The organism is Micromonospora sp. NPDC048907 (assembly GCF_055586885.1).
Window position 1 is genome coordinate 437400 of the sequence record NZ_JBVJHI010000001.1, and the last position, 18534, is coordinate 455933.

The 18534-nt window shown below is 73.2% G+C and carries 15 protein-coding genes; 9 read left to right on the top strand and 6 right to left on the bottom strand.

The features are described 5' to 3' along the window. Positions 1–34 precede the first annotated feature (34 nt). The gene (locus ACZ6PY_RS02190) at positions 35–2686 is read left to right on the top strand and encodes a S8 family serine peptidase (protein ID WP_466068416.1); all 2652 of its coding nucleotides are present in this window, start codon (positions 35–37) and stop codon (positions 2684–2686) included. A 62-nt stretch (positions 2687–2748) separates the two neighbouring features. On the opposite strand, the gene ACZ6PY_RS02195 is transcribed toward ACZ6PY_RS02190, so the two are convergent. Then, positions 2749–3639 (bottom strand): SAP domain-containing protein, encoded by an 891-nt coding sequence (locus tag ACZ6PY_RS02195; RefSeq protein WP_466068418.1) that lies wholly within the window; start codon positions 3637–3639, stop codon positions 2749–2751. A 238-nt stretch (positions 3640–3877) separates the two neighbouring features. Here ACZ6PY_RS02195 and ACZ6PY_RS02200 point away from each other — a divergent pair, with 238 nt between their 5' ends. Then, positions 3878–6082, top strand: coding sequence for an acyltransferase family protein (locus ACZ6PY_RS02200; protein ID WP_466068420.1), 2205 nt, complete (start codon positions 3878–3880; stop codon positions 6080–6082). A 39-nt stretch (positions 6083–6121) separates the two neighbouring features. Here ACZ6PY_RS02200 and ACZ6PY_RS02205 read toward each other — a convergent pair whose 3' ends face one another. Then, positions 6122–6742: a pyridoxamine 5'-phosphate oxidase family protein gene (locus tag ACZ6PY_RS02205; RefSeq protein ID WP_466068421.1), complete on the bottom strand. Its 621-nt coding sequence runs from the start codon at positions 6740–6742 to the stop codon at positions 6122–6124. 160 nt (positions 6743–6902) lie between these two features. On the opposite strand from ACZ6PY_RS02205, the gene ACZ6PY_RS02210 reads away from it, so the two are divergent. From ACZ6PY_RS02210 to ACZ6PY_RS02220, 3 genes are all read left to right on the top strand, one after another. After that, positions 6903–7409: a DUF2231 domain-containing protein gene (locus tag ACZ6PY_RS02210; protein WP_466068423.1), complete on the top strand. Its 507-nt coding sequence runs from the start codon at positions 6903–6905 to the stop codon at positions 7407–7409. After that, the gene (locus ACZ6PY_RS02215; protein ID WP_466068425.1) at positions 7406–7948 is read left to right on the top strand and encodes an Hsp20/alpha crystallin family protein; all 543 of its coding nucleotides are present in this window, start codon (positions 7406–7408) and stop codon (positions 7946–7948) included. The genes ACZ6PY_RS02210 and ACZ6PY_RS02215 overlap by 4 nt, the downstream gene beginning before the upstream one ends. A 169-nt stretch (positions 7949–8117) precedes the next feature. After that, positions 8118–9224 carry a glycosyltransferase family 9 protein gene (locus tag ACZ6PY_RS02220; protein WP_466069376.1) on the top strand — a complete coding sequence of 369 codons (1107 nt, stop codon included), beginning with the start codon at positions 8118–8120 and terminating at the stop codon, positions 9222–9224. 8 nt (positions 9225–9232) lie between these two features. Here ACZ6PY_RS02220 and ACZ6PY_RS02225 read toward each other — a convergent pair whose 3' ends face one another. Both ACZ6PY_RS02225 and rfaE2 read right to left on the bottom strand, forming a co-directional pair. Continuing rightward, on the bottom strand, positions 9233–10111 hold the full coding sequence (locus ACZ6PY_RS02225; protein ID WP_466068427.1) for a glycosyltransferase family A protein: 879 nt from the start codon (positions 10109–10111) through the stop codon (positions 9233–9235). Next, positions 10108–11952, bottom strand: a complete 1845-nt coding sequence (gene rfaE2 / locus ACZ6PY_RS02230) for a D-glycero-beta-D-manno-heptose 1-phosphate adenylyltransferase (RefSeq protein WP_466068429.1) — start codon at positions 11950–11952, stop codon at positions 10108–10110. Before rfaE2 ends, ACZ6PY_RS02225 begins: the two co-directional genes overlap by 4 nt. Positions 11953–12074: 122 nt before the next feature. Between rfaE2 and ACZ6PY_RS02235 the strand changes: the two genes are divergently transcribed. Both ACZ6PY_RS02235 and ACZ6PY_RS02240 read left to right on the top strand, forming a co-directional pair. Beyond that, positions 12075–12623, top strand: coding sequence for a type 1 glutamine amidotransferase domain-containing protein (locus ACZ6PY_RS02235; protein ID WP_466068431.1), 549 nt, complete (start codon positions 12075–12077; stop codon positions 12621–12623). Positions 12624–12674: 51 nt separating this feature from the next. Then, positions 12675–14348, top strand: a complete 1674-nt coding sequence (locus ACZ6PY_RS02240; RefSeq protein ID WP_466068433.1) for an MDR family MFS transporter — start codon at positions 12675–12677, stop codon at positions 14346–14348. Between the two features lie 27 nt (positions 14349–14375). Here ACZ6PY_RS02240 and ACZ6PY_RS02245 read toward each other — a convergent pair whose 3' ends face one another. After that, complete coding sequence (locus tag ACZ6PY_RS02245) at positions 14376–15275, bottom strand: LysR family transcriptional regulator (RefSeq protein ID WP_466068435.1); 900 nt, start codon at positions 15273–15275, stop codon at positions 14376–14378. A gap of 84 nt (positions 15276–15359) precedes the next feature. On the opposite strand from ACZ6PY_RS02245, the gene ACZ6PY_RS02250 reads away from it, so the two are divergent. Beyond that, the gene (locus ACZ6PY_RS02250) at positions 15360–16256 is read left to right on the top strand and encodes an EamA family transporter (RefSeq protein ID WP_466068437.1); all 897 of its coding nucleotides are present in this window, start codon (positions 15360–15362) and stop codon (positions 16254–16256) included. Here the strand turns inward: ACZ6PY_RS02250 and ACZ6PY_RS02255 are convergent. Continuing rightward, positions 16249–16740, bottom strand: coding sequence for an NUDIX domain-containing protein (locus tag ACZ6PY_RS02255; RefSeq protein ID WP_466068439.1), 492 nt, complete (start codon positions 16738–16740; stop codon positions 16249–16251). The two genes, ACZ6PY_RS02250 and ACZ6PY_RS02255, sit on opposite strands and share 8 nt — an antisense overlap. 84 nt (positions 16741–16824) lie before the next feature. Between ACZ6PY_RS02255 and ACZ6PY_RS02260 the strand changes: the two genes are divergently transcribed. Then, positions 16825–18474 (top strand): fatty acid--CoA ligase, encoded by a 1650-nt coding sequence (locus ACZ6PY_RS02260; RefSeq protein WP_466068441.1) that lies wholly within the window; start codon positions 16825–16827, stop codon positions 18472–18474. Positions 18475–18534: the final 60 nt, after the last annotated feature.

The window sequence follows — 18534 nt, forward strand, 5'->3', positions numbered from 1 at the left end:
CGCGTCAGCCCATCCCTGCCACGAAGGATGCCGAGTGACTTCCCCTGTCAAACGCACCCGCCGCGCTGTCGCCGCACTGGCCACCACACTCGTTGTGGGCGGACTGTCCCTGTCCTCCATCCCTGCCCACGCCGACCCGTCCGCTGCGCCGGGTGGCATCGCCGACAAGCTGGGCAGCCACGACCGGGCTCTGATCGCCGGATACTCCGCCCAGTTCCGGACCCGCGCCGTCCCGGCCGATGCCAACCGGGCGGTACCCGACTTCGTCACCCTGATGTTTGCGGTGACGTCGGGCAGCACCGACGAGGCGGCCCGGCAGCTGACCGACCTGGGCGCCGAGGTCACCCGGACCGACCCGGAGGTCGGCTACGTCAAGGCGAACGTGCCGTTCGCCCTCGTGGACCGGGCGGTCGCGCTCGACACCGTACTCCGTGTCGACGCCGACGAGCTCCTCCAGCTGGAGGAGACCACCGCGGGCTCCGCGGGAGTCACCGTTGCCAGCGGGGACGCCGGCAGCCTGCCGTCCGCGCCGACCGCGGCGACCCCGGACGACAACCCGTACATGCCGACCCGGGAGACCCGTTCGGTGGCGTTCAAAACCGACCACCCCTCCTACGACGGCCGCGGCGTGACCATCGGGATCATGGACTCCGGTGTCGACCCGACCCACCCGGCGCTGGCCGCCACCACCACCGGCGAGCGCAAGCTGGTGGACACCGTCGTCGGCAGCAACCCGCGGAACCTGATCGACCTGCTCTTCGACCGCACCTGGATGGTGATGACCGCCGGCAACAAGGTCACCGGACCGACGGCCGTCAAGTACGACATCACCTGGACGATGCCCGGCGGTGGCGGCGACGACATGTACCTGACGGGCAAGAACCTCGCCCTCGCCGGCTACGCCGACCCCACCCTGACCGGCTACCTGGGCGTCGCCTACCGCGAATCCGACAACGCGGTCTGGATCGACCTCAACCAGGACCACGTGTTCACCGAAGACGAGCTGCACCGGCCGTACCGGGAAAACCACCAGATCGGCTACATCGGCACCGACAATCCGGCCACCGACCTCAACGAGCGCCAGCCCTTCACGGTGGAGGCTCGGCGGCTCAGCCCGGCGCTGATCGGCGTCAACATCAACACCCTCGACGAGGCGCACGGCACTCACGTGGCCGGCATCACCGCCGCCAACGGGATCCTCGGCGGGCGGATGAACGGGCAGGCGCCCGGCGCGAAGCTGGTCTCCATGCGGGCCTGTACCCACAGCGGTTGCTCCAGCGCCGCCCTCACCGACGGCATGGTGGACCTGGTCACCAACTACCACGTGGACGTCGTGAACCTGTCCATCGGCTCCAGCCCCGCGCTGAACGACGGGCAGAGCTCCATGGCGCTGTTGTACGACCGCCTGATCGACACCACCGGCGTGCAGATCTTCTCCTCGGCCGGCAACTCCGGGGCCGGCACCAACAGCGTCGGCGATCCGTCCTCCGCCGACACGGTCGTCAGCGTGGGCGCCTCGGTATCCAAGGAGACCTGGTGGGTCAACTACGGGTCCCCGGTGCGGCAGGCGAAGTCCGTCTTCCCGTTCTCCTCGCGCGGCCCGCGCGAGGACGGCGGCTTCAAACCGGACGTGACCGCACCCGGCGCGGCGATCTCCCCGACGCCGAGCTGGATCGCCAACAGCGTCGTAGCCGACGCCGGTTACACGCTGCCCGCCGGGTACTCGATGCTGCAGGGCACCTCGATGGCCTCCCCGCAGGCCACCGGCGCTGCCGCGCTGCTGCTGTCCGCCGCCCGGCAGAACGGCCTCGACCCCACCCCGGCGGAGCTGCGCCGGGCGATCTTCTCCACGGCGGACTTCAACGTTGACGAGCCGGCCATCGCCCAGGGCCGCGGCCAGTTCGACGTACCGGGCGCCTGGAAGGCGCTGTCCAAGGGCGTGGCCGATACCGATGAGGTCGCGGTCTCGGCGCCGGTCTGCACCGTCCTCTCCGACAAGCTGGTCGTCCCGAACACCGGAAGCGGCCTGTACAACAGCTGTGCTCCGGCCAGCGGCGGCCAGGCGGTCGGTGAGTCCCGTACCTACGACGTCACCCTGACCCGCACGACGGGCACGGACGGAGCCCGGCCCTACAAGCTGGACATCCAGGGTGACGACGGCACCTTCACCGCGCCCCGGCTGGTCAAGCTCGAAAAGAACGTCCCGACCGTCGTCCAGGTGACCGCCGCACCGGCCACCCAGGGCATCCACAGCGCGGTGCTGACCATCGACAACGCCTCGACGCCGGCGGTCGAGCAGTACGCCATGCTGGCCGTCGAGGCCGCCGCTCCGCTGACCCCGGGGTCCACCTGGTCGGTGGACGGCACCGTCGACCGTAACGACACGGTCGTCTACAGCGTCGCCCTTCCGGCCGGTGCCACCAACCTGACCGTGAACCTCTCCGGCCTGGCCGCTGGCAGCCAGACCCGCTGGTGGGCGTACGGGCCGGACGGGCTCAGCGCGGAGAAGTCCTCCGCCGGCACCATCTACTGCTACGGCAACTACCAGGACGGCAACGGCTGCGACCCGGCCACCCGCACGTACGCCAAGCCGAAGCCGGGCGTGTGGGAGTTCGTGGTCGAGGCCCGCCGCACCAGCCCGACGCTCGAGAACCCCTTCCACCTGACGGCGGCCGTCACCCAGTGACCCCCTGATCTGCGGGAGGCCCGGGTCGACATGTCGACCCGGGCCTCCCGCAGATCAGGGGGTCAGCCGTCCTCGCGGTCCGGGCTCTCCAGCCGGAAGAAGTTGCTCTGCTTCCCGTCGGAGCGTTCCTCCTGGTAGATGAAGTTGAGCCGCCGCTCGTCGAAGGCGCGGAACCACTCCTCCCAGCTGAGTTCGCGCAGCCGCTGATCGCGCCCGTTGCTCGGGAAGTCGAAGCGCAGCACCCCGGCGTGCCCGTCGTGCTCGGTGCCGTCCACCGTGCACGGCACGCCCTTGCGGGCCTCCGCCCACTGCCGGATCACCTCGTGGTCGGTGGTTACGAGGCTGCGGCCAGGCCGCTCCGGCTCGTCGTCGACGGAGGTGACCTCCTGCGAGTACTTGATCGACTTGGAGGTCTGCGAGCCTGTGCGGACGCCCCCGCCGGAGGAGCCGGAGCCCGGCCCCGGGGCGGAGGCGTCGCGCAGGCTCTTCACCAGGGCCTTGACCAGGTCCGGCTTGTGCATGTCGGAGGTGCCGGCGACGCCCCGGGCGCGGAGCCGGCTGCGCAGCTCGTCGACCTTCAGCCGGGCGATCTCGCTCTCGTCGATGTCGGGGGTGTTCGGGGTCTGGTTGCCCGGCGGGTTGGCCGACGACGAGGTGCTCTTCTTCGCCGACGACCTCGCCGACGACCTCGCCGACGACGAGCCGCCGGCCCCGGCGGACGTGGTCTTCTTAGCGCCGTCCCGCATGCTCTTCACCAGGGCCTTGACCAGGTCGTCCTTGCGCATGTCGGCGGTGCCGGTCACGCCGCGCCGGCGCAGCCGGTCGCGGAGCTGGTCGACCTTGAGCCGGGCGATCTCGCTCTCGTCGATGTCGGGGGTGTTCGGGGTCTGGTTGCCCGGCGGGTTCGTCGCGGTCGAGCCGCTGCCGCGGCCCGAGCTGCTCGTCGTCGGCATCGCACATCATCCTTCCTCGACCCGGTTCCAGGGGGTTTCCAGCGCCGCGTGCGCGGTGGGCCGTCGGAAGATCTGTACCCTCAGCCGACGGCCGAAACGTCCGACGAGCGGTGCGGCGTGCACCGGGCGGGGGCGAACGGGCACCTTTCGGGGTGTGGCTGACCTGCGCCGTCACGATTGCCCGCCGCCGGAGCGGCCGCTATTGTTCCGGGCGGCGCCCCCGAGCTTGAGGATCGTGATGACTTCCCCGGAGTTGACGACAGTTCCCGCCCGGGGAAGAGCAGACATCGGGAAGGGGTTCGTCCCGGCCCAGCCCGGCACCTCGCCGGGGACGGCCCCCGAGGACGGGCCGCGCCCGGCGCCCTCGCCGAGTCGCTTCCGAGCCGACGTCGCCGGGCTCCGCGCCGTGGCCGTCGGGCTGGTGCTGCTCTACCACGCCGGGCTGCCGTTCCTGCCGGGAGGGTTCGTCGGGGTCGACGTCTTCTTCGTGATCTCCGGCTTCCTCATCACCGGGCAGCTCATCGGTGAGATCGACCGCACCGGCCGCATCTCGCTGGTGGGGTTCTACGCCCGGCGGGCGAAGCGGATCCTGCCCGCCGCGACGGTGGTGCTGGCGGCCACCGCCGTGGCGGTCCGGTTGTTCGTCCCCCGGGGCCAGTGGCAGGAGATCGGCGGCGACATCGCCGCCGCGGCGATCTACGTGGTGAACTGGCGTTTCGCCGACCGCGCGGTCGACTACCTCGCCGCCGACAATGCCGCCACCTCACCGGTCCAGCACTTCTGGTCGCTCGCCGTCGAGGAGCAGTTCTACCTGCTCTGGCCGCTGCTGATCATCCTCGCGATCCTCGCGGCGAGGCGGCTCCGTCGGACGAACGTGCGGCCGGTCCTGTGGGTCGGTCTCGCGGTCCTGGCGGTGCCGTCGTTCGCCTGGTCGATCGTCGAGACGGCGACCTCGCCGGAGCGTGCGTTCTTCGTCTCCACGACGCGGTTGTGGGAGCTCGCGGTCGGTGCGGGCATCGCACTGGCCGCGACCGGTGCCGCCCGCATGCCGCGGGCGCTGGCCGTCGTCCTGGGGTGGCTCGGTCTCGCCGCGATCGTGGCGGCGGCGCTGCTGGTCACGAAGAAGACGGCGTGGCCCGGGTACGCTGCGGCGCTGCCCACGCTCGGCGCCGCCGCGGTGATCGCGGCCGGCGCGGCGGCGGGCTCCCGCGGGCCGGTCCTGGTGCTCGGCACGCGCCCGTTCCGGTGGGTCGGTGACCTGTCGTACTCCCTGTACCTGTGGCACTGGCCGATGCTCATCGTCGCCGGCGCGTACTGGGACGGCCTCTCCGTGAAGCGCGGCCTGGTGGTGGCGCTCGCCTCGGTGGTTCCGGCCTGGATCACCTTCCGGCTCGTGGAGAACCCGCTGCGGTACTCGCGCTCGGTCTCGAAGTCGCCGCGTCTCGCGCTCAGCCTCGGCGGCAACTTCACGATGGCCGGGATCTGCGCCGGCCTCGCCCTGGTCCTGATGGCCGCGTGGGCGGCCAACGCCCAGCCGACCCGGCAGCACTACGCACCCGGCGCGGCCCTGCTGTCGACCACGCCCGGCACCGCCCCGATCGGCCCGGTCCCGGAGCGGTTCGACGTCATCACGCCGGACCCCCTGCAGATCCGGCAGGGCTTCATGGATGTGCCCGTCACCAACCGGGACAAGTGCTTCCAGCAGGTCGTGGGGTCGGAGCTCCTGTGGTGCACCTACGGCAATCCCACCGGGGCCACCACCGTCGCCCTGGTGGGGGACTCCAAGATGGACCAGTGGCTGCCGGCGTTCCAGGTGCTCGCCGCGCAGAACGACTGGAAGCTGGTCATCGCCGCCAAGGCGTCGTGCCCGTTCACCAGCGCCCCCGCGCTCCGGGCCGATGATCCCACCAAGCTCTACACCGACTGCATCGAGTGGAACAAGGCGCTGCTGCGCAGGCTGACCGAGGAGCGTCCCGACTACGTCGTCACCTCGCAGGGGGCGTCGCGCGCCCTGGACGCCAAGTCCGGCAAGGGGACGGTCGAGGCGATGATCGCGGGCGTGCGCTCGTCGTGGAAGGCGCTCGACGCCGTGGGGTCGAAGGTCGTCGTCCTCGCCAACAACCCCGGTCCCGGCCCGGCCGTGACGTGCGCCGACAAGAACCGGAACCACCTGTCGGCCTGCGCGTTCGACCGGAAGCGCCACGACCAGGACGCCGCCTACGTGATGCAGCGCAAGGCGGTGGCCGGGGTGCCCGAGGTCAAGATGATCGACCTGTTCGACGCCATCTGCCCGACCGAGAAGTGTCCGGTGGTGTTCGGCAACGTCCTCATCTACCGCGGGGGTTCGCACATCGGCGCGGCCTACGTCAAGACCACGGCCCCCCACCTCGCTCGGGCGCTGTCCGACATCGGTGTGCCGGCGCGCTTCTCCCCGTCGAACTGATCGCCGCCGCGCCCGGCCGGCCCGTGGCGGCGGGCGCGGTCAGGCGTAGATGGTGGTGACGTAGTCCGGGCCGTAGTGGCGTTCGAGGTCGGCGAGGTTCTCGCTCGGCGCCTCGACCTCCTTGACCAGCCGGGCGCGGGTGGGCAGCGCGTCGGGCTGCCAGGTCTCCGGCCGCCACAGCTCGGAGCGGAGGAACGCCTTCGCGCAGTGGTAGAAGATCTGCTCGATGGCCACCTCGACGGCGAGCACCGGCCGGTGTCCCTTGACCACCATGTCGGCGAAGTACGGCGCGTCGGTCACCAGCCGGGCCCGGCCGTTGATCCGCAGCGTGTCGGTGCGGCCGGGGATCAGGAAGATGAGCCCGACGTGGGGGTTGGCCAGGATGTTGCGGTAGCCGTCGGCCCGCCGGTTGCCCGGCCGCTCGGGGATGGCGATGGTGGTCTCGTCCAGCACCAGGGTGAAGCCGGCCGGGTCGCCCTTCGGGGAGACGTCGCAGCTGCCGTCCGCGCCGGCCGTGGCGACCAGGCAGAACGGTGAGGCGGCCAGCCACTCCCGGTCCCGCTGGTGCAGCACCGTGCGCTCCTTGTCCCGCGCCCGCGGTGTCGGCGCGCCCAGCAGGTCCGCCAGTTCCTCCGGGCTGGTGATCTCCCGTGTCGTCACGTCTGCCTCCCCCGTCCGTTGACCTTGACGGCGGTTCCGGCGCGTCGACGGCCGGTTTCCGCCATCGTCAGCCTAGGAGAGCGCGTCGACGGCGAGGTTTGCCACCCGGGCCCGCGGGTACGGACTGAGCCGCAGCGCGCCGCGAGCGATGGAGGCGGAGATGGAGAGCCGACTGAAGGTGCTCGGCCATCCCGTGCACCCGATGCTGGTGATGTTCCCGGTGGGCCTCCTGGTGACCGCGTTGATCTTCGACGTGATCGACACCGTGGGCGGGCCGGACTTCCTCGGCGAGGTCGCGTACTGGAACATCACGGTCGGCCTGGTCGGCGGCCTGCTGGCCGCGGCGGCCGGCGCCTTCGACCTGCTCGCCCTGCCCACCGGCACCCGCGCCAAGCGGGTCGGGCTCACCCACGCCGCCGCCAACGTCGCGGTGATCCTGCTCTTCGCCGCGGTCTGGGTGGTCCGGCTCAACGCCGACTCCCGGGGCGCCGGCGGCGCGCTGATCGCCATCGAGGTGGTCGCCGTGGCCATCCTCGGCGTGAGCGCCTGGCTCGGCGGGGAGCTCGTGGACCGGCTGGGTGTGGGCGTCGACCCGGAGCACGACCTGAACGCCCCCAGCTCGCTGCGACCCCCTTCGGCGACCCAGCGGATCGGAGACGTGCGATGACGGAACAGAGTGGCGGCGGCGGCCGGGGCTGGCGGGGCCGCCAGCAGGGCTGGGACCCGATGGGTGAGCTGCAGTCGCTGCGCGCCGAGCTGAGCCGCCTGGTCGGTGGCCGCGCCGGCAGCCCGGACGTGGAACTGAGCGAGGTCGCCGACGGCTGGGAGGTGGTCGTCCGGCTGCCCGGTGTGGCGCCCGAGGAGGTCGCCGTCGAACTGGACGACCGGGAGCTGTGCGTGCGGGCCCGGTCGGAGGCCGAGGTCAACGCCGACCAGGGCATCCCGGGCGGCTTCACCACCCGGGGCTTCGAATACCGGGTTGACCTGCCGTCCCGGGTGGACCCGGACGGGATCGACGCGGTGATGGACCACGGCCTGCTCCGGGTGCGGCTGCCCCGGGCGGCCCGGCCGGCGCCGCGCACCATCACGGTCGGCCGCACCGGCCCGAGGGCGACCTCCGGGGGTACGCGGGGCTTCGTCGACCCGGCCGCCGACCGGGAGCTGCACCACCCGGACACCACGGCCGACGAGATCGACCGGCCGTAGGGGTCGCGTGACCACCCTGTCCGACGACTCCAGCTCGGCGCGTCTGCCGCCGCGCCGCGACCTGGAGCCGTCGTCCGACAACACCAGCTCGGCGCGTCTGTCACTGCGCGGCGACCTGGAGCCGTCGTCCGACAACACCAGCTCGGCGCGTCTGTCGCCGCGCCGCGACCTGGAGTCGTCGTCGGTGCTCGGCCCGGTCGGCGAGCGGGTCCCCGACGTCGAGCGGATCGCCGTGCTGCGGGCGAACGCGCTCGGCGACTTCATCTTCGTGCTGCCGGCGCTGGAGGCGCTGCGCGCCGCGTACCCGTCGGCGGAGATCGTGCTGCTCGGTGCGCCGTGGCACGCGAAGCTCTGCCGCGACCGCCCCGGCCCGGTGGACCGGGTCCTGGTGGTCCCGCCGGCGCCCGGCATCCGGGAGCCCGGCCCGGACGAGGCGCCCGCCGAGCTGGCGGACTTCCTGGCGTCGGCCCGCAAGGAGCAGTTCGACCTGGCCCTGCAACTGCACGGCGGGGGCGCGAACTCCAACCCGGTCGTCGCCGGGCTGGGGGCGCGGGTCACCGCCGGCCTGCGGGCCGAGGACGCACCCCCGCTGGACCGCTGGATCCGCTACGTCTACTACCAGCACGAGGTGATCCGCTATCTGGAGGCGGTGGCCCTGGTCGGCGCGGGGGCCGTGACGATCACCCCGGCGTTGGCGGTGACCGACGCCGACCGGGCCGAGGCCCGCGAGGTGCTCGGCGCGCCGGCCCGGCCCCGGGTGGCGCTGCACCCGGGTGCCACCGACAGCCGCCGGCGCTGGCCGCCGGAGCGCTTCGGCGAGGTGGCCCGGGCGCTGGCCGGCGAGGGCTACGAGGTGCTGGTCACCGGCACTCCCGCCGAACGGGAGACGGTGGACGAGGTGGTCGCGGCGGCGGGCGTGCCAGTCCGCCCGCAGGTCGGCACGCTGAGCCTGGGCGGGCTGGCCGCGGCGTACTCCGGCTGCGCGCTGGTGGTCTCCAACGACACCGGCCCGCTGCACCTGGCCGCGGCGGTGGGCGCACCGACGGTCGGCATCTACTGGATCGGCAACCTGATCAACGGGGCGACGCCGCTGCGCGTCCGGCACCGGCCGATCGCCTCGTGGACCACCCACTGCCCGGTCTGCGGCATCGACTGCACGCGGGACATCTATCCGCACCGGCCGGGCGGCGGGGAGTGCCCGCACCGCGACTCGTTCGTGGCCGACGTGCCGGTGGCCGAGGTGGTCGAGGCGGCCCGCGAGCTGCTGGCCGGGTAACGAGGGGCTCAGGCCGGCTGCGGGGTGTCGGACACGGCCACCACGACCTCCCACGCCTCCACCTCACGCTCGGTCACCGTGGTCGGCGACTCCAGGTGGTAGGCCCCGCTGGGCAGCACGCCGGCGCCGCCGTGCCGCTCCAGCACCGCGAGCTGCGCGGCCACGTCCTCGCCCTGGTGCCGCTCGGGCAGCCGGCGCCAGAAGTCGAAGCCGCCGGAGTCGACCAGCTTGGCCCGGTCGTAGAGCACGCACCCACCGATCCACGAGACCTTGTACGCACGCCACGCCCCGGCCGGCAGCCGCAGCTTCTCGGTGACGTGCAGCAGGTTCGCCGCCGGGTGGATGGACGCCCGCTGCCACTCCGGGCTGCCGGGGCGGATCCGCTCGGGCACCGGCCGGCCCTGCCACTCCTCGTAGTGCCCGTGCGTCTCCGGGCGCACGTCGTCCGTGTAGGAGAGGCCGTGCACGGCGTTGCCGACGAACCCACAGCCCAGCTCCCGGATGGCGGTGACCAGCCGGGACAGCGTGCCGGGCTCCAGCCAGACGTCGTCGTCGAGGCAGAGCACGTACCGGGCCGCCGACCGGTCCAGCAGGTAAGCCCGGTGCTCGGCCAGCCCGCGCCGGGGCAGCCGGCGGGTCAGCAGCACCGGGTGGCCCCGGTGGCGCAGCGCCCGGACCATGGTGGCCGCCGCCGGGTGCGCGTACGCGGGGTCGCCGTCGGACTGGTCGCTCACCACCACCCCGAAGTCCGGTACGCCCTCCTGCGCGGCCAGGCCGGAGAGGGTGACGGCCAGTTCGGCGGGGCGGTTGCGGGTGGGGACCAGCACGTCGAGCTGCCGGGGGCGGCGGAACCCGTCGGGCGTGCCGGGGTCGAGCGGTCGGTTCACGCCGGCCTGCCCTCGCCGACCGGCGGGACCACCGGGTGGGCCCGGATCCGGTCGATGATCGCCGACGTGGAGCGGTCCGGCACGTACCCGAGGGTGCGCACCTGGCCGCCCAGCCGGCGGACCAGCGGCGCCTCCGGGACCATCTCGGGCGGGTAGTCGCCGCCCTTGACGTAGACGTCCGGGCGGACCGCCTCGATCAGCTTCGCCGGGGAGTCCTCCTCGAAGACCACCACGTGGTCGACGCACTCCAGCGCGGCGAGCAGGGCCGTGCGGTCCTCGACCGGGTTGACCGGCCGGTCCGGGCCCTTGAGCCGCCGTACGCTGCCGTCCGAGTTGACGGCCACGATCAGCAGGTCGCCGAGCGCGCGGGCCTGGGTCAGGTAGCGGACGTGCCCGGGGTGCAGCACGTCGAAGCAGCCGTTGGTGAAGACGATCGACCGGCCGGCCCGGCGGTGCTCCGCGACGATCGCGGTCAGCTCCTCGGCGCCCACCTGGGTCGGTCGCCCGACCTCCTCCGGCCCGGTGCCCAGCGCGTCGAGCAGGTCCTCCCGGCGGCACACGCAGGTGCCGGTGTCGGAGACGGTGATGGTCGCGGCGAGCTGGGCGAGCTGCGCGGCGGTCGGCAGGCTCGCCTCCGCCGCCAGCGCCAGGGTCATGGCCGCCAGGTACGCGTCCCCGGCCCCCACGGCGTGACTGGCCGGGACCGGCGTGCTGTGGCTGCGGCGGGGTTCGCCGTCGGCCCCGCCGACCACGGCGCCCTCGGTGTCCAGGGTCACCGCCACGACGTCCGCGCCGGTGTGCTCGCGCAGCTCGTCCAGGCGGGACTCGGCCAGCACGGCCCGGTCCACGCCGGCGCCGGCCGCCGCGTTCACGGTCACGCCGGTGCCGGTGACGGTCAGCCCGTCCCCGGTCAGCGCGACCCGTTCCTCGCCGGGCGTCGGCTCGCCGGTCGGGCCGGCGATCCCGCCGCCGTGCTCGGCCGTGGGCGCGCCGGAGGTCGGGTGCGGGCTGCCCGGGGCTCGTTCACCGGCCCCGCCCGGCGCCGCGCCGACGACCAGCTCGGAGGGGCCGTCGGCCGGGTCGGCCAGGTGGTCCAGGTGCAGGTCGGCGGCGGTCGCGCCGCGCGGGGCGCTCCGGTGCCCGCTGCCGAAGCCGGCGGCCGCCCGGGCCAGCAGCCGGGTCGCCTCGGCGAAGCTCGGGGTCACCACGGTCGGGTTGAGCCCGCGCCAGTCGGCCAGGTCGTGCGCGTCGAGCGCCACGGTGGCGTACCGGTCCCGGTTGGCGACCAGCCAGGCGCGCACCCCGGAGGGCAGCGCGCCCAGGCCGTAGTCGCAGACGACCAGGGTGAGCGGCTGCCCGGCGGCCGCGGCGCGCAGCTCCTCGGTCGCGCAGTGCAGCGCGGTCAGCAGGCGGGCCACCCCGTCGTCGTCGAGCGCGTCGTCCGGGTCGCCGGAGTCCTCGCGGAGCAGGATCTGGTTGCCGGCGAGCATCCGCCGCTTCACCGGCGTGGGACGGCCGGGCTGGTTGACCGTGCGGTCCCAGACGCCGGCCCGGTCGAGGCAGTCGTGCAGCTCGTCGCCGGCCACGTCGGCGCCGACCGGGGCGACCAGGGCGGCCCGGCCGCCGAGCGCGGCCACGTTGACCGCGGTGTTCGCCGCCCCGCCGGCGGCGGAGATCCGCCGGCGCAGGGTGAGGACCGGCGCGGGCGCCTCGCGGCAGAGACGCTCCGACTCCGCGAACCGCCACTCGTCCAGCATGGCGTCGCCGACGACCAGCACGGGACGCCCCTGCCAACCGGCCACGACGGTGGCGAGCCGGCGCTCTTCCGCTGCTGCTGCCATGCCCCTTCGGGTCCCCCGAGCGGGACCGGCCAAACCTGCGGTGCGGGCCACCCACGGCGTCCGGTTTCGGCCGGTCACTCCCGGGAACGGGTGCAGACACACCCCCGGAGAGGAGAACCACCATGGCAGCGACACTGCAGGGCAAGCGGATCGCGTTCCTGGCCGCCGACGGCGTCGAGGAGGTCGAGTACGTGAAGCCCCGCGAGGCGGTGGAGAACGCCGGCGCCCGGGTGGAGCTGGTCTCGATCGAGTCCGGTTCGATCCAGGCCTTCAACCACCTCGACCACGGCAAGCAGTACCCGGTCGACGTGACGACCAAGGAGGCGGACGCGGGGGCGTACGACGCGCTGGTGCTGCCCGGCGGCGTGGCGAACCCGGACTTCCTGCGGACCGACCCGAACGCGGTGCGGTTCGTGAAGTCGTTCTTCGAGGCCGGCAAGCCGGTCGGCGTGATCTGCCACGGCCCGTGGACGCTGGTCGAGGCGGACGTGCTGCGTGGCCGCACGATCACCTCCTGGCCGAGCCTGCGCACCGACCTGACCAACGCCGGCGCGAACTGGGTCGACCAGGAGGTCGTCACCGACAACGGCCTGGTGAGCAGCCGCAAGCCGGACGACCTCCCGGCCTTCTGCGACAAGATCGTCGAGGAGTTCGCCGAGGGAAAGCACTGACTTCTTCTCCCACCGGGGGCATGATCCGCCCCCGGTGGGAAAGGAAGCGGGATGACAGCCCAGGCCGCTCGTCCCGTGCTGCACGCCCGCCAGATCCGCCTGCTGATGCTCGGCCTGATGACCGGCATGCTGCTGGCGGCGCTCGACCAGACCATCGTCGGCACCGCGTTGCCCACCATCGTCGGGGAGCTGGGCGGGATCAACCACTACTCGTGGGTGGTCACCGCGTACCTGCTCGCCTCCACGGCCTCGACGCCGCTGTACGGCAAGATGGCCGACCTGTACGGGCGCCGCCCGGTCTTCCTCTTCTCGATCGGCACGTTCCTGCTCGGTTCGCTGCTGGCCGGCCTCTCGCAGAACATGACCCAGCTGATCATCACCCGCGGTGTGCAGGGTATCGGCGCGGGCGGCCTGCTGACGTTGGCGTTCACCATCATCTCGGATGTGGTCCCACCCCGGGAGCGGGGCCGCTACCAGGGCCTGTTCGGCGCGGTCTTCGGCATCTCCTCGGTCGCCGGCCCGCTGGTCGGCGGCTACTTCGCGGAGACCAACTGGCGGTGGATCTTCTACATCAACGTGCCGCTGGCCATCCTCGCCATCGTGGTCTGCTACCACGTCATGCGGCTGGTCCCGTTCCAGCGCCGGGAGCACACGGTCGACTGGATCGGCGCCGGGCTGCTGGTGGCCGGGGTGAGCTGCCTGCTGCTCGCGCTGAGCTGGGGCGGCAACGAGTACGCCTGGGGTTCCGGCGTGATCATCGGTCTGTTCGTGGCCGGGGCGGTGCTCGGCGTGCTGTTCGTGCTCCAGGAGGCCCGGGTACGCGAGCCGATCCTGCCGCTGCGGCTGTTCCGCAGCCCCACCTTCGCGCTGGCCAACTCGGCGGGCTTCGTGCTCGGTCTGGTGATGTTCGGGTCGATCATCTTCATCCCGCTCTACCTCCAGATCGTCAAGGGCGCCTCGCCGACCCGCAGCGGCCTGCTCATGCTGCCGATGATGGCCGGCATCATCGTCACCTCGATCATCACCGGGCGGGCGATGAGCCGGATCGGCCGGTACAAGTGGTTCCCGGTGGCCGGCGCGACCGTGCTGGTCGCCGGCATGCTGCTGTTCCGGCAGCTCCAGGTGGCCACCTCGCTCTGGGCGGCCTTCGGCTACATGGTGGTGATCGGCGTCGGGCTGGGCCTGTGCATGCAGTCGCTGATCCTGGGCGTGCAGAACTCGGTCGACCCGCGCGACCTGGGCGCGGGCACCTCCTCGGCGACGTTCTTCCGCTCGCTGGGCGGTTCGTTCGGCGTGGCCATCCTGGGCGCGGTGCTGTCGTCGCGGCTCAGCAGCGAACTGGCCGGCCGGCTCCCGGCGGCCATCGCCCAGCTCCCGCCGGACCAGCGGGCGGCCGTGGCGGCGAGTGGCGGCGCCAACGTCTCGATCAACGACCCGGCGACCGTCCTGGCGCTGCCCGGGCCGGTGCGGGCCGCCATCCAGGCCTCGTTCGTCGAGTCGCTGCACCTGGTCTTCCTGACCACCGGGCTGATCGCCATCCTGGCCGTGCTGGTCACCCTGCTGATGCCGAACGAGCAGCTGCGCGGCGCCGGCCCGCAGGGCTCGACGGGCGGCGCCGACCCGCTCGGCGGCCCGGCGGCCGCTCCCGGCGGCAAGCCCCTCACGAAGGAGTCGAAGGACGAGGCCGCCGCGGACATGGAGTCCAAGTCGCAGACGATGCTCTGACCGGCGGCCCGCGGGCGCGTCGGTGGCTCAGCCGGCGCCCCGCGGCGGGGCGGTGAGCAGGTCGAGGATCAGTGCCAGCGGTGGCCAGGCCGCCCGGCCGCGGCGGGTCACCGCGTGGGCGCGCAGCAGGGCCTGCGGTCCGGTCAGCGGCAGCAGCCGTACGCCGGGCGCGGTGGGTTGGTCGCCGGGAAGCAGACCGACGCCGAGCCCCGCGACGACGAGGTCCTGGACCAGGTCGAGGCTGTCCGCCCGGTGCGTGATCCGGGGCTCGAAACCCGCCATCGAGGCGATGGTCCGCACCACGACCTCGTCGGCCGTGTTGCGCGAGTTGACGATCCAGTCGGCGTCGCGGAACCGGTCGAAGACGGCCGGGGCGTCGGCCCCCGGGCCGGGTGGCGCGCCGGCCGGCACCCCGAGGTGCCAGGCCGCCGACCACAGCGGCGTGACGTCCAGCGCCGGGTCCGGCGAGAGCGGGGCCAGGTTGTAGTCGTAGGTCAGCGCGAGGTCGACGTCGTCGGCCGCGAGCGCCGCGTACGCCTCGGCCGGCTCGTGCTCGTGGATGCGGAGGCGCACCCCGGGGTGGTCCGCCGCCAGCCGGGCGGTGAGCGGCAGCAGCGAGCGCCGGACGGCGGTGGCGAAGCCGGCGACGCGTACGGTGCCGGCCGGCTCGGCCCGCGGGTCCAGGTCGAGCCGGGCCGCGTCGACCGCGGCGAGGATCGTCACGGCGTGTTCGGCCAGCCGGCGCCCGGCCGGGGTGAGCCGGACCCGGCGGCCGTGCGGCTCGATCAGCTCGGTGCCCACCTCCCGGGCCAGCACGGCGAGCTGCTGCGACACCGTCGACGTGGTGACGTGCAGCTCGTCGGCGACCTGGCGCATCGAGCCGAGCCGGGCCAGTTCCCGCAGCAGGCGCAGGCGACGCAGGTCCATGGCGCAGATTGTTCATGATTGCCGAATGGTTCGTCCAGGAATGGCACGTGGACGTGAGCGGTCCGGACCGGTTCTACTGTCGGCATGAGCACCGCGACTCCGGCCCGCGCCGGCACCGCCATGGCCGTCGCCTCCATGACCTGCGTCCAGCTCGGGTTGGCCGCCTCGGTGGGGCTCTTCGACCGGGTCGGACCGGAGGGCGCCGCCTGGCTGCGCCTGGCCTGGGCCGGGGTGCTGCTGGCGGTCGTGGTCCGGCCCCGCCCGTCGGCGTTCACCCGCTCCGCCCTCTGGGCCTGCGTGGCGCTCGGTGTGGTGACGGCCGGCGTCACCATGCTGTTCATGGCTGCGGTGGCCCGGCTGCCGCTGGGCACGGCCAGTGCCCTGGAGTTCCTCGGGCCGCTGGGCGTGGCCGTGGCGCGTGGTCGGGGCGGCACCAAGGTCTGGCCGGCGCTCGCGGCGGTCGGGGTGCTGCTGCTCACCGAGCCGTGGCACGGCGGCGCGGACCCGGTCGGGGTGGCGTACGCGCTCGGAGCGGGGGCCTGCTGGGCCGCGTACATCCTGCTCACCCAGCGGGTGGGCGACGCGGTCTCGGGCATCCGCGGCCTGGCGGTCTCCATGCCGGTGGCCGCCCTGGTCGCCACCGTGGTGGTCGGTCCGTCGGTGTTCGGCGACCTGACCTGGCCGGTGCTGCTGGCCGGCCTGGGGCTGGCCGTGCTGCTGCCCGTCGTCCCGTTCGTGCTGGAGCTGCTGGCGCTGCGCCGGCTCACCACCGCCGCGTTCGGCACGCTGATGAGCCTGGAGCCCGCCATCGCCCTGGTGGTCGGCCTGGTCGCGCTGGGTCAGGTGCCCGGCCTCGGCGCGGTGGCCGGCATCGCCTTCGTGGTGGTGGCCGGGATCGGTGCGGAACGGTCCGGCGCCCGGACCGGCCCGGCCGGGACGGCCCCCGACGGGCGACCCGTGGCGGCCGGTGCCGTCACTTGAGGATGAGGCGGTTCGTCTGCTCGAAGACGTCCAGGTCGGCGAGGGTCTCCACGACGCTGCCGGACAGCGGGGTGGGCAGCTCCTGCGGGGGGAAGAATCCCGCGTCGGTCGTCTCGTCGGTCACCCGGGCCAGCTCGCCGTCCCACTCCTCGACCCGAAACGCCGTGGTGAAGACCTGGTAGGTGTGCCCGTACATGTTGGTGCTGGTGAAGTCGGGGCCGGTGTAGAGGGCGAACGCGCACACCCGCAGGGCGCGCAGGCCGGTCTCCTCGCGGACCTCGCGGACGGCGCAGTCGGCGATTGACTCGCCCAGCTCCATGGCGCCGGCCGGCAGCGCCCACTGGCCGTTGTCGGAGCGGCGGATCAGCAGCACCCGGGCGGCGTTGTCGCGCACCACGGCGCGGGCGCCGACGAACATCAGGGTGCGGTCACCGGCCAGGGCCCGGAGCTGCCCCACGTACGAGTCGGCCCACGAGATGCTCACCCGGACAATCTACGCAGCTTCCCCGGCCGGCTCGGCCGTTCCGGGGGTTCCGCTGGTGTGACCGGCGACACTACCTTGTTACCCATGCGTAGCACGATGATGGACGCCCCCCTCCAGGTCGCCCGGATCCTCGAACACGGCACCACCGTGCACGGCACGGCCGAGGTCGTCACCTGGACCGGCGCCGAGCCCCGCCGGATGACGTACGCCGAGGTCGGCAGGACGGCCGCCCGGCTGGCCCACGCGCTGCGCGACGAGTGCGGGGTGACCGGCGACGAGCGGGTCGCCACCTTCATGTGGAACAACAACGAGCACCTGGTGGCCTACTTCGCCGTGCCGAGCATGGGCGCGGTGCTGCACACGCTCAACATCCGGCTCTTCCCGGACCAGGTCGCCTACATCGCCAACCACGCCGAGGACCGGGTGGTGCTCGTCGACACCACGCTCATCCCGCTGCTGGCCCGGGTGATCGGCGAGATGACCACGGTGCGGCACGTCGTGGTGGTCGGCGGCGGCGACCCGGCCCCGCTGGTGGCCGCGGCCGGCGACCGGATCGCCGTCCACCACTGGGACGCCCTGCTGGCCGACCGGCCGGACACCTACGCGTGGCCCGAGGTGAACGAGCGCGACGCCGCCGCGCTCTGCTACACGTCCGGGACCACCGGCAACCCCAAGGGGGTCGCCTACTCGCACCGCTCGATCTACCTGCACTCGCTCCAGGTCTGCATGCCGGAGGGCTTCGGCCTCGGCCCGAAGGACCGCGAGCTGGCCATCGTGCCGATGTTCCACGCGATGTCCTGGGGGCTGCCCTTCGCGGCGTTCCTCTCCGGCGCGTCGCTGATCATGCCGGACCGGTTCCTCCAGGCCGAACCGATCGCCGCCATGATCGCCGCCGAGCGTCCCACCCTGGCCGGCGCGGTGCCGACCATCTGGACCGACCTGCTGGCCTACCTGGACAGCCACGACGTGGACACCTCCTCGCTGACGGAGGTGATCGTGGGCGGCTCGGCCTGCCCGCCGTCGCTCATGCACGCCTTCCAGGAGCGGCACGGCATCGAGGTCATCCACGCCTGGGGCATGACCGAGATGTCGCCGCTGGGCTCGGTCTCCCGGCCGCCGGCCGGCGCGACCGGCGAGACGGCGTGGCGCTACCGCTACACCCAGGGCCGGGTGCCGGCCGGCGTGGCCGCGCGCATCGTCGGCCCGCTCGGCGAGCCGCTGCCCGCCGACGGCACGTCCGTGGGCGAGCTGGAGGTCCGCGGGCCGTGGGTGACCGCCCGGTACGTGGGCGACGAGACCCCGGACGAGGAGAAGTTCCGCGACGGCTGGCTGCGGACCGGGGACGTCGGCACGCTCTCGCCGGACGGCTACATCACGCTCACCGACCGCGCCAAGGACGTGATCAAGTCGGGCGGGGAGTGGATCTCCTCGGTCGAGCTGGAGAACGCGCTGATGGCGCACCCCGCGGTGCTGGAGGCGTGCGTGGTGGGCGTGCCGGACGAGCGCTGGGACGAGCGTCCCCTGGCGACAGTGGTGGTCCGGGAGGGCGCCTCGGTCACCGCCGAGGAGCTGCGGGAGTTCCTGGCGAAGTCGGTGGCGCGCTGGCAGTTGCCGGAGCGGTGGGCGTTCATCGATTCGGTGCCGAAGACGAGCGTGGGCAAGTTCGACAAGAAGGTGGTGCGTTCCCGGTACGCCGACGGTGGTCTGGACGTGCGTGAACTGACCGCGCCGTAACACTTTCCGGCGTACCGTCGCCAGCACGGGTAGGAGCATTCCTCCCCAGAGGGCGGCCCC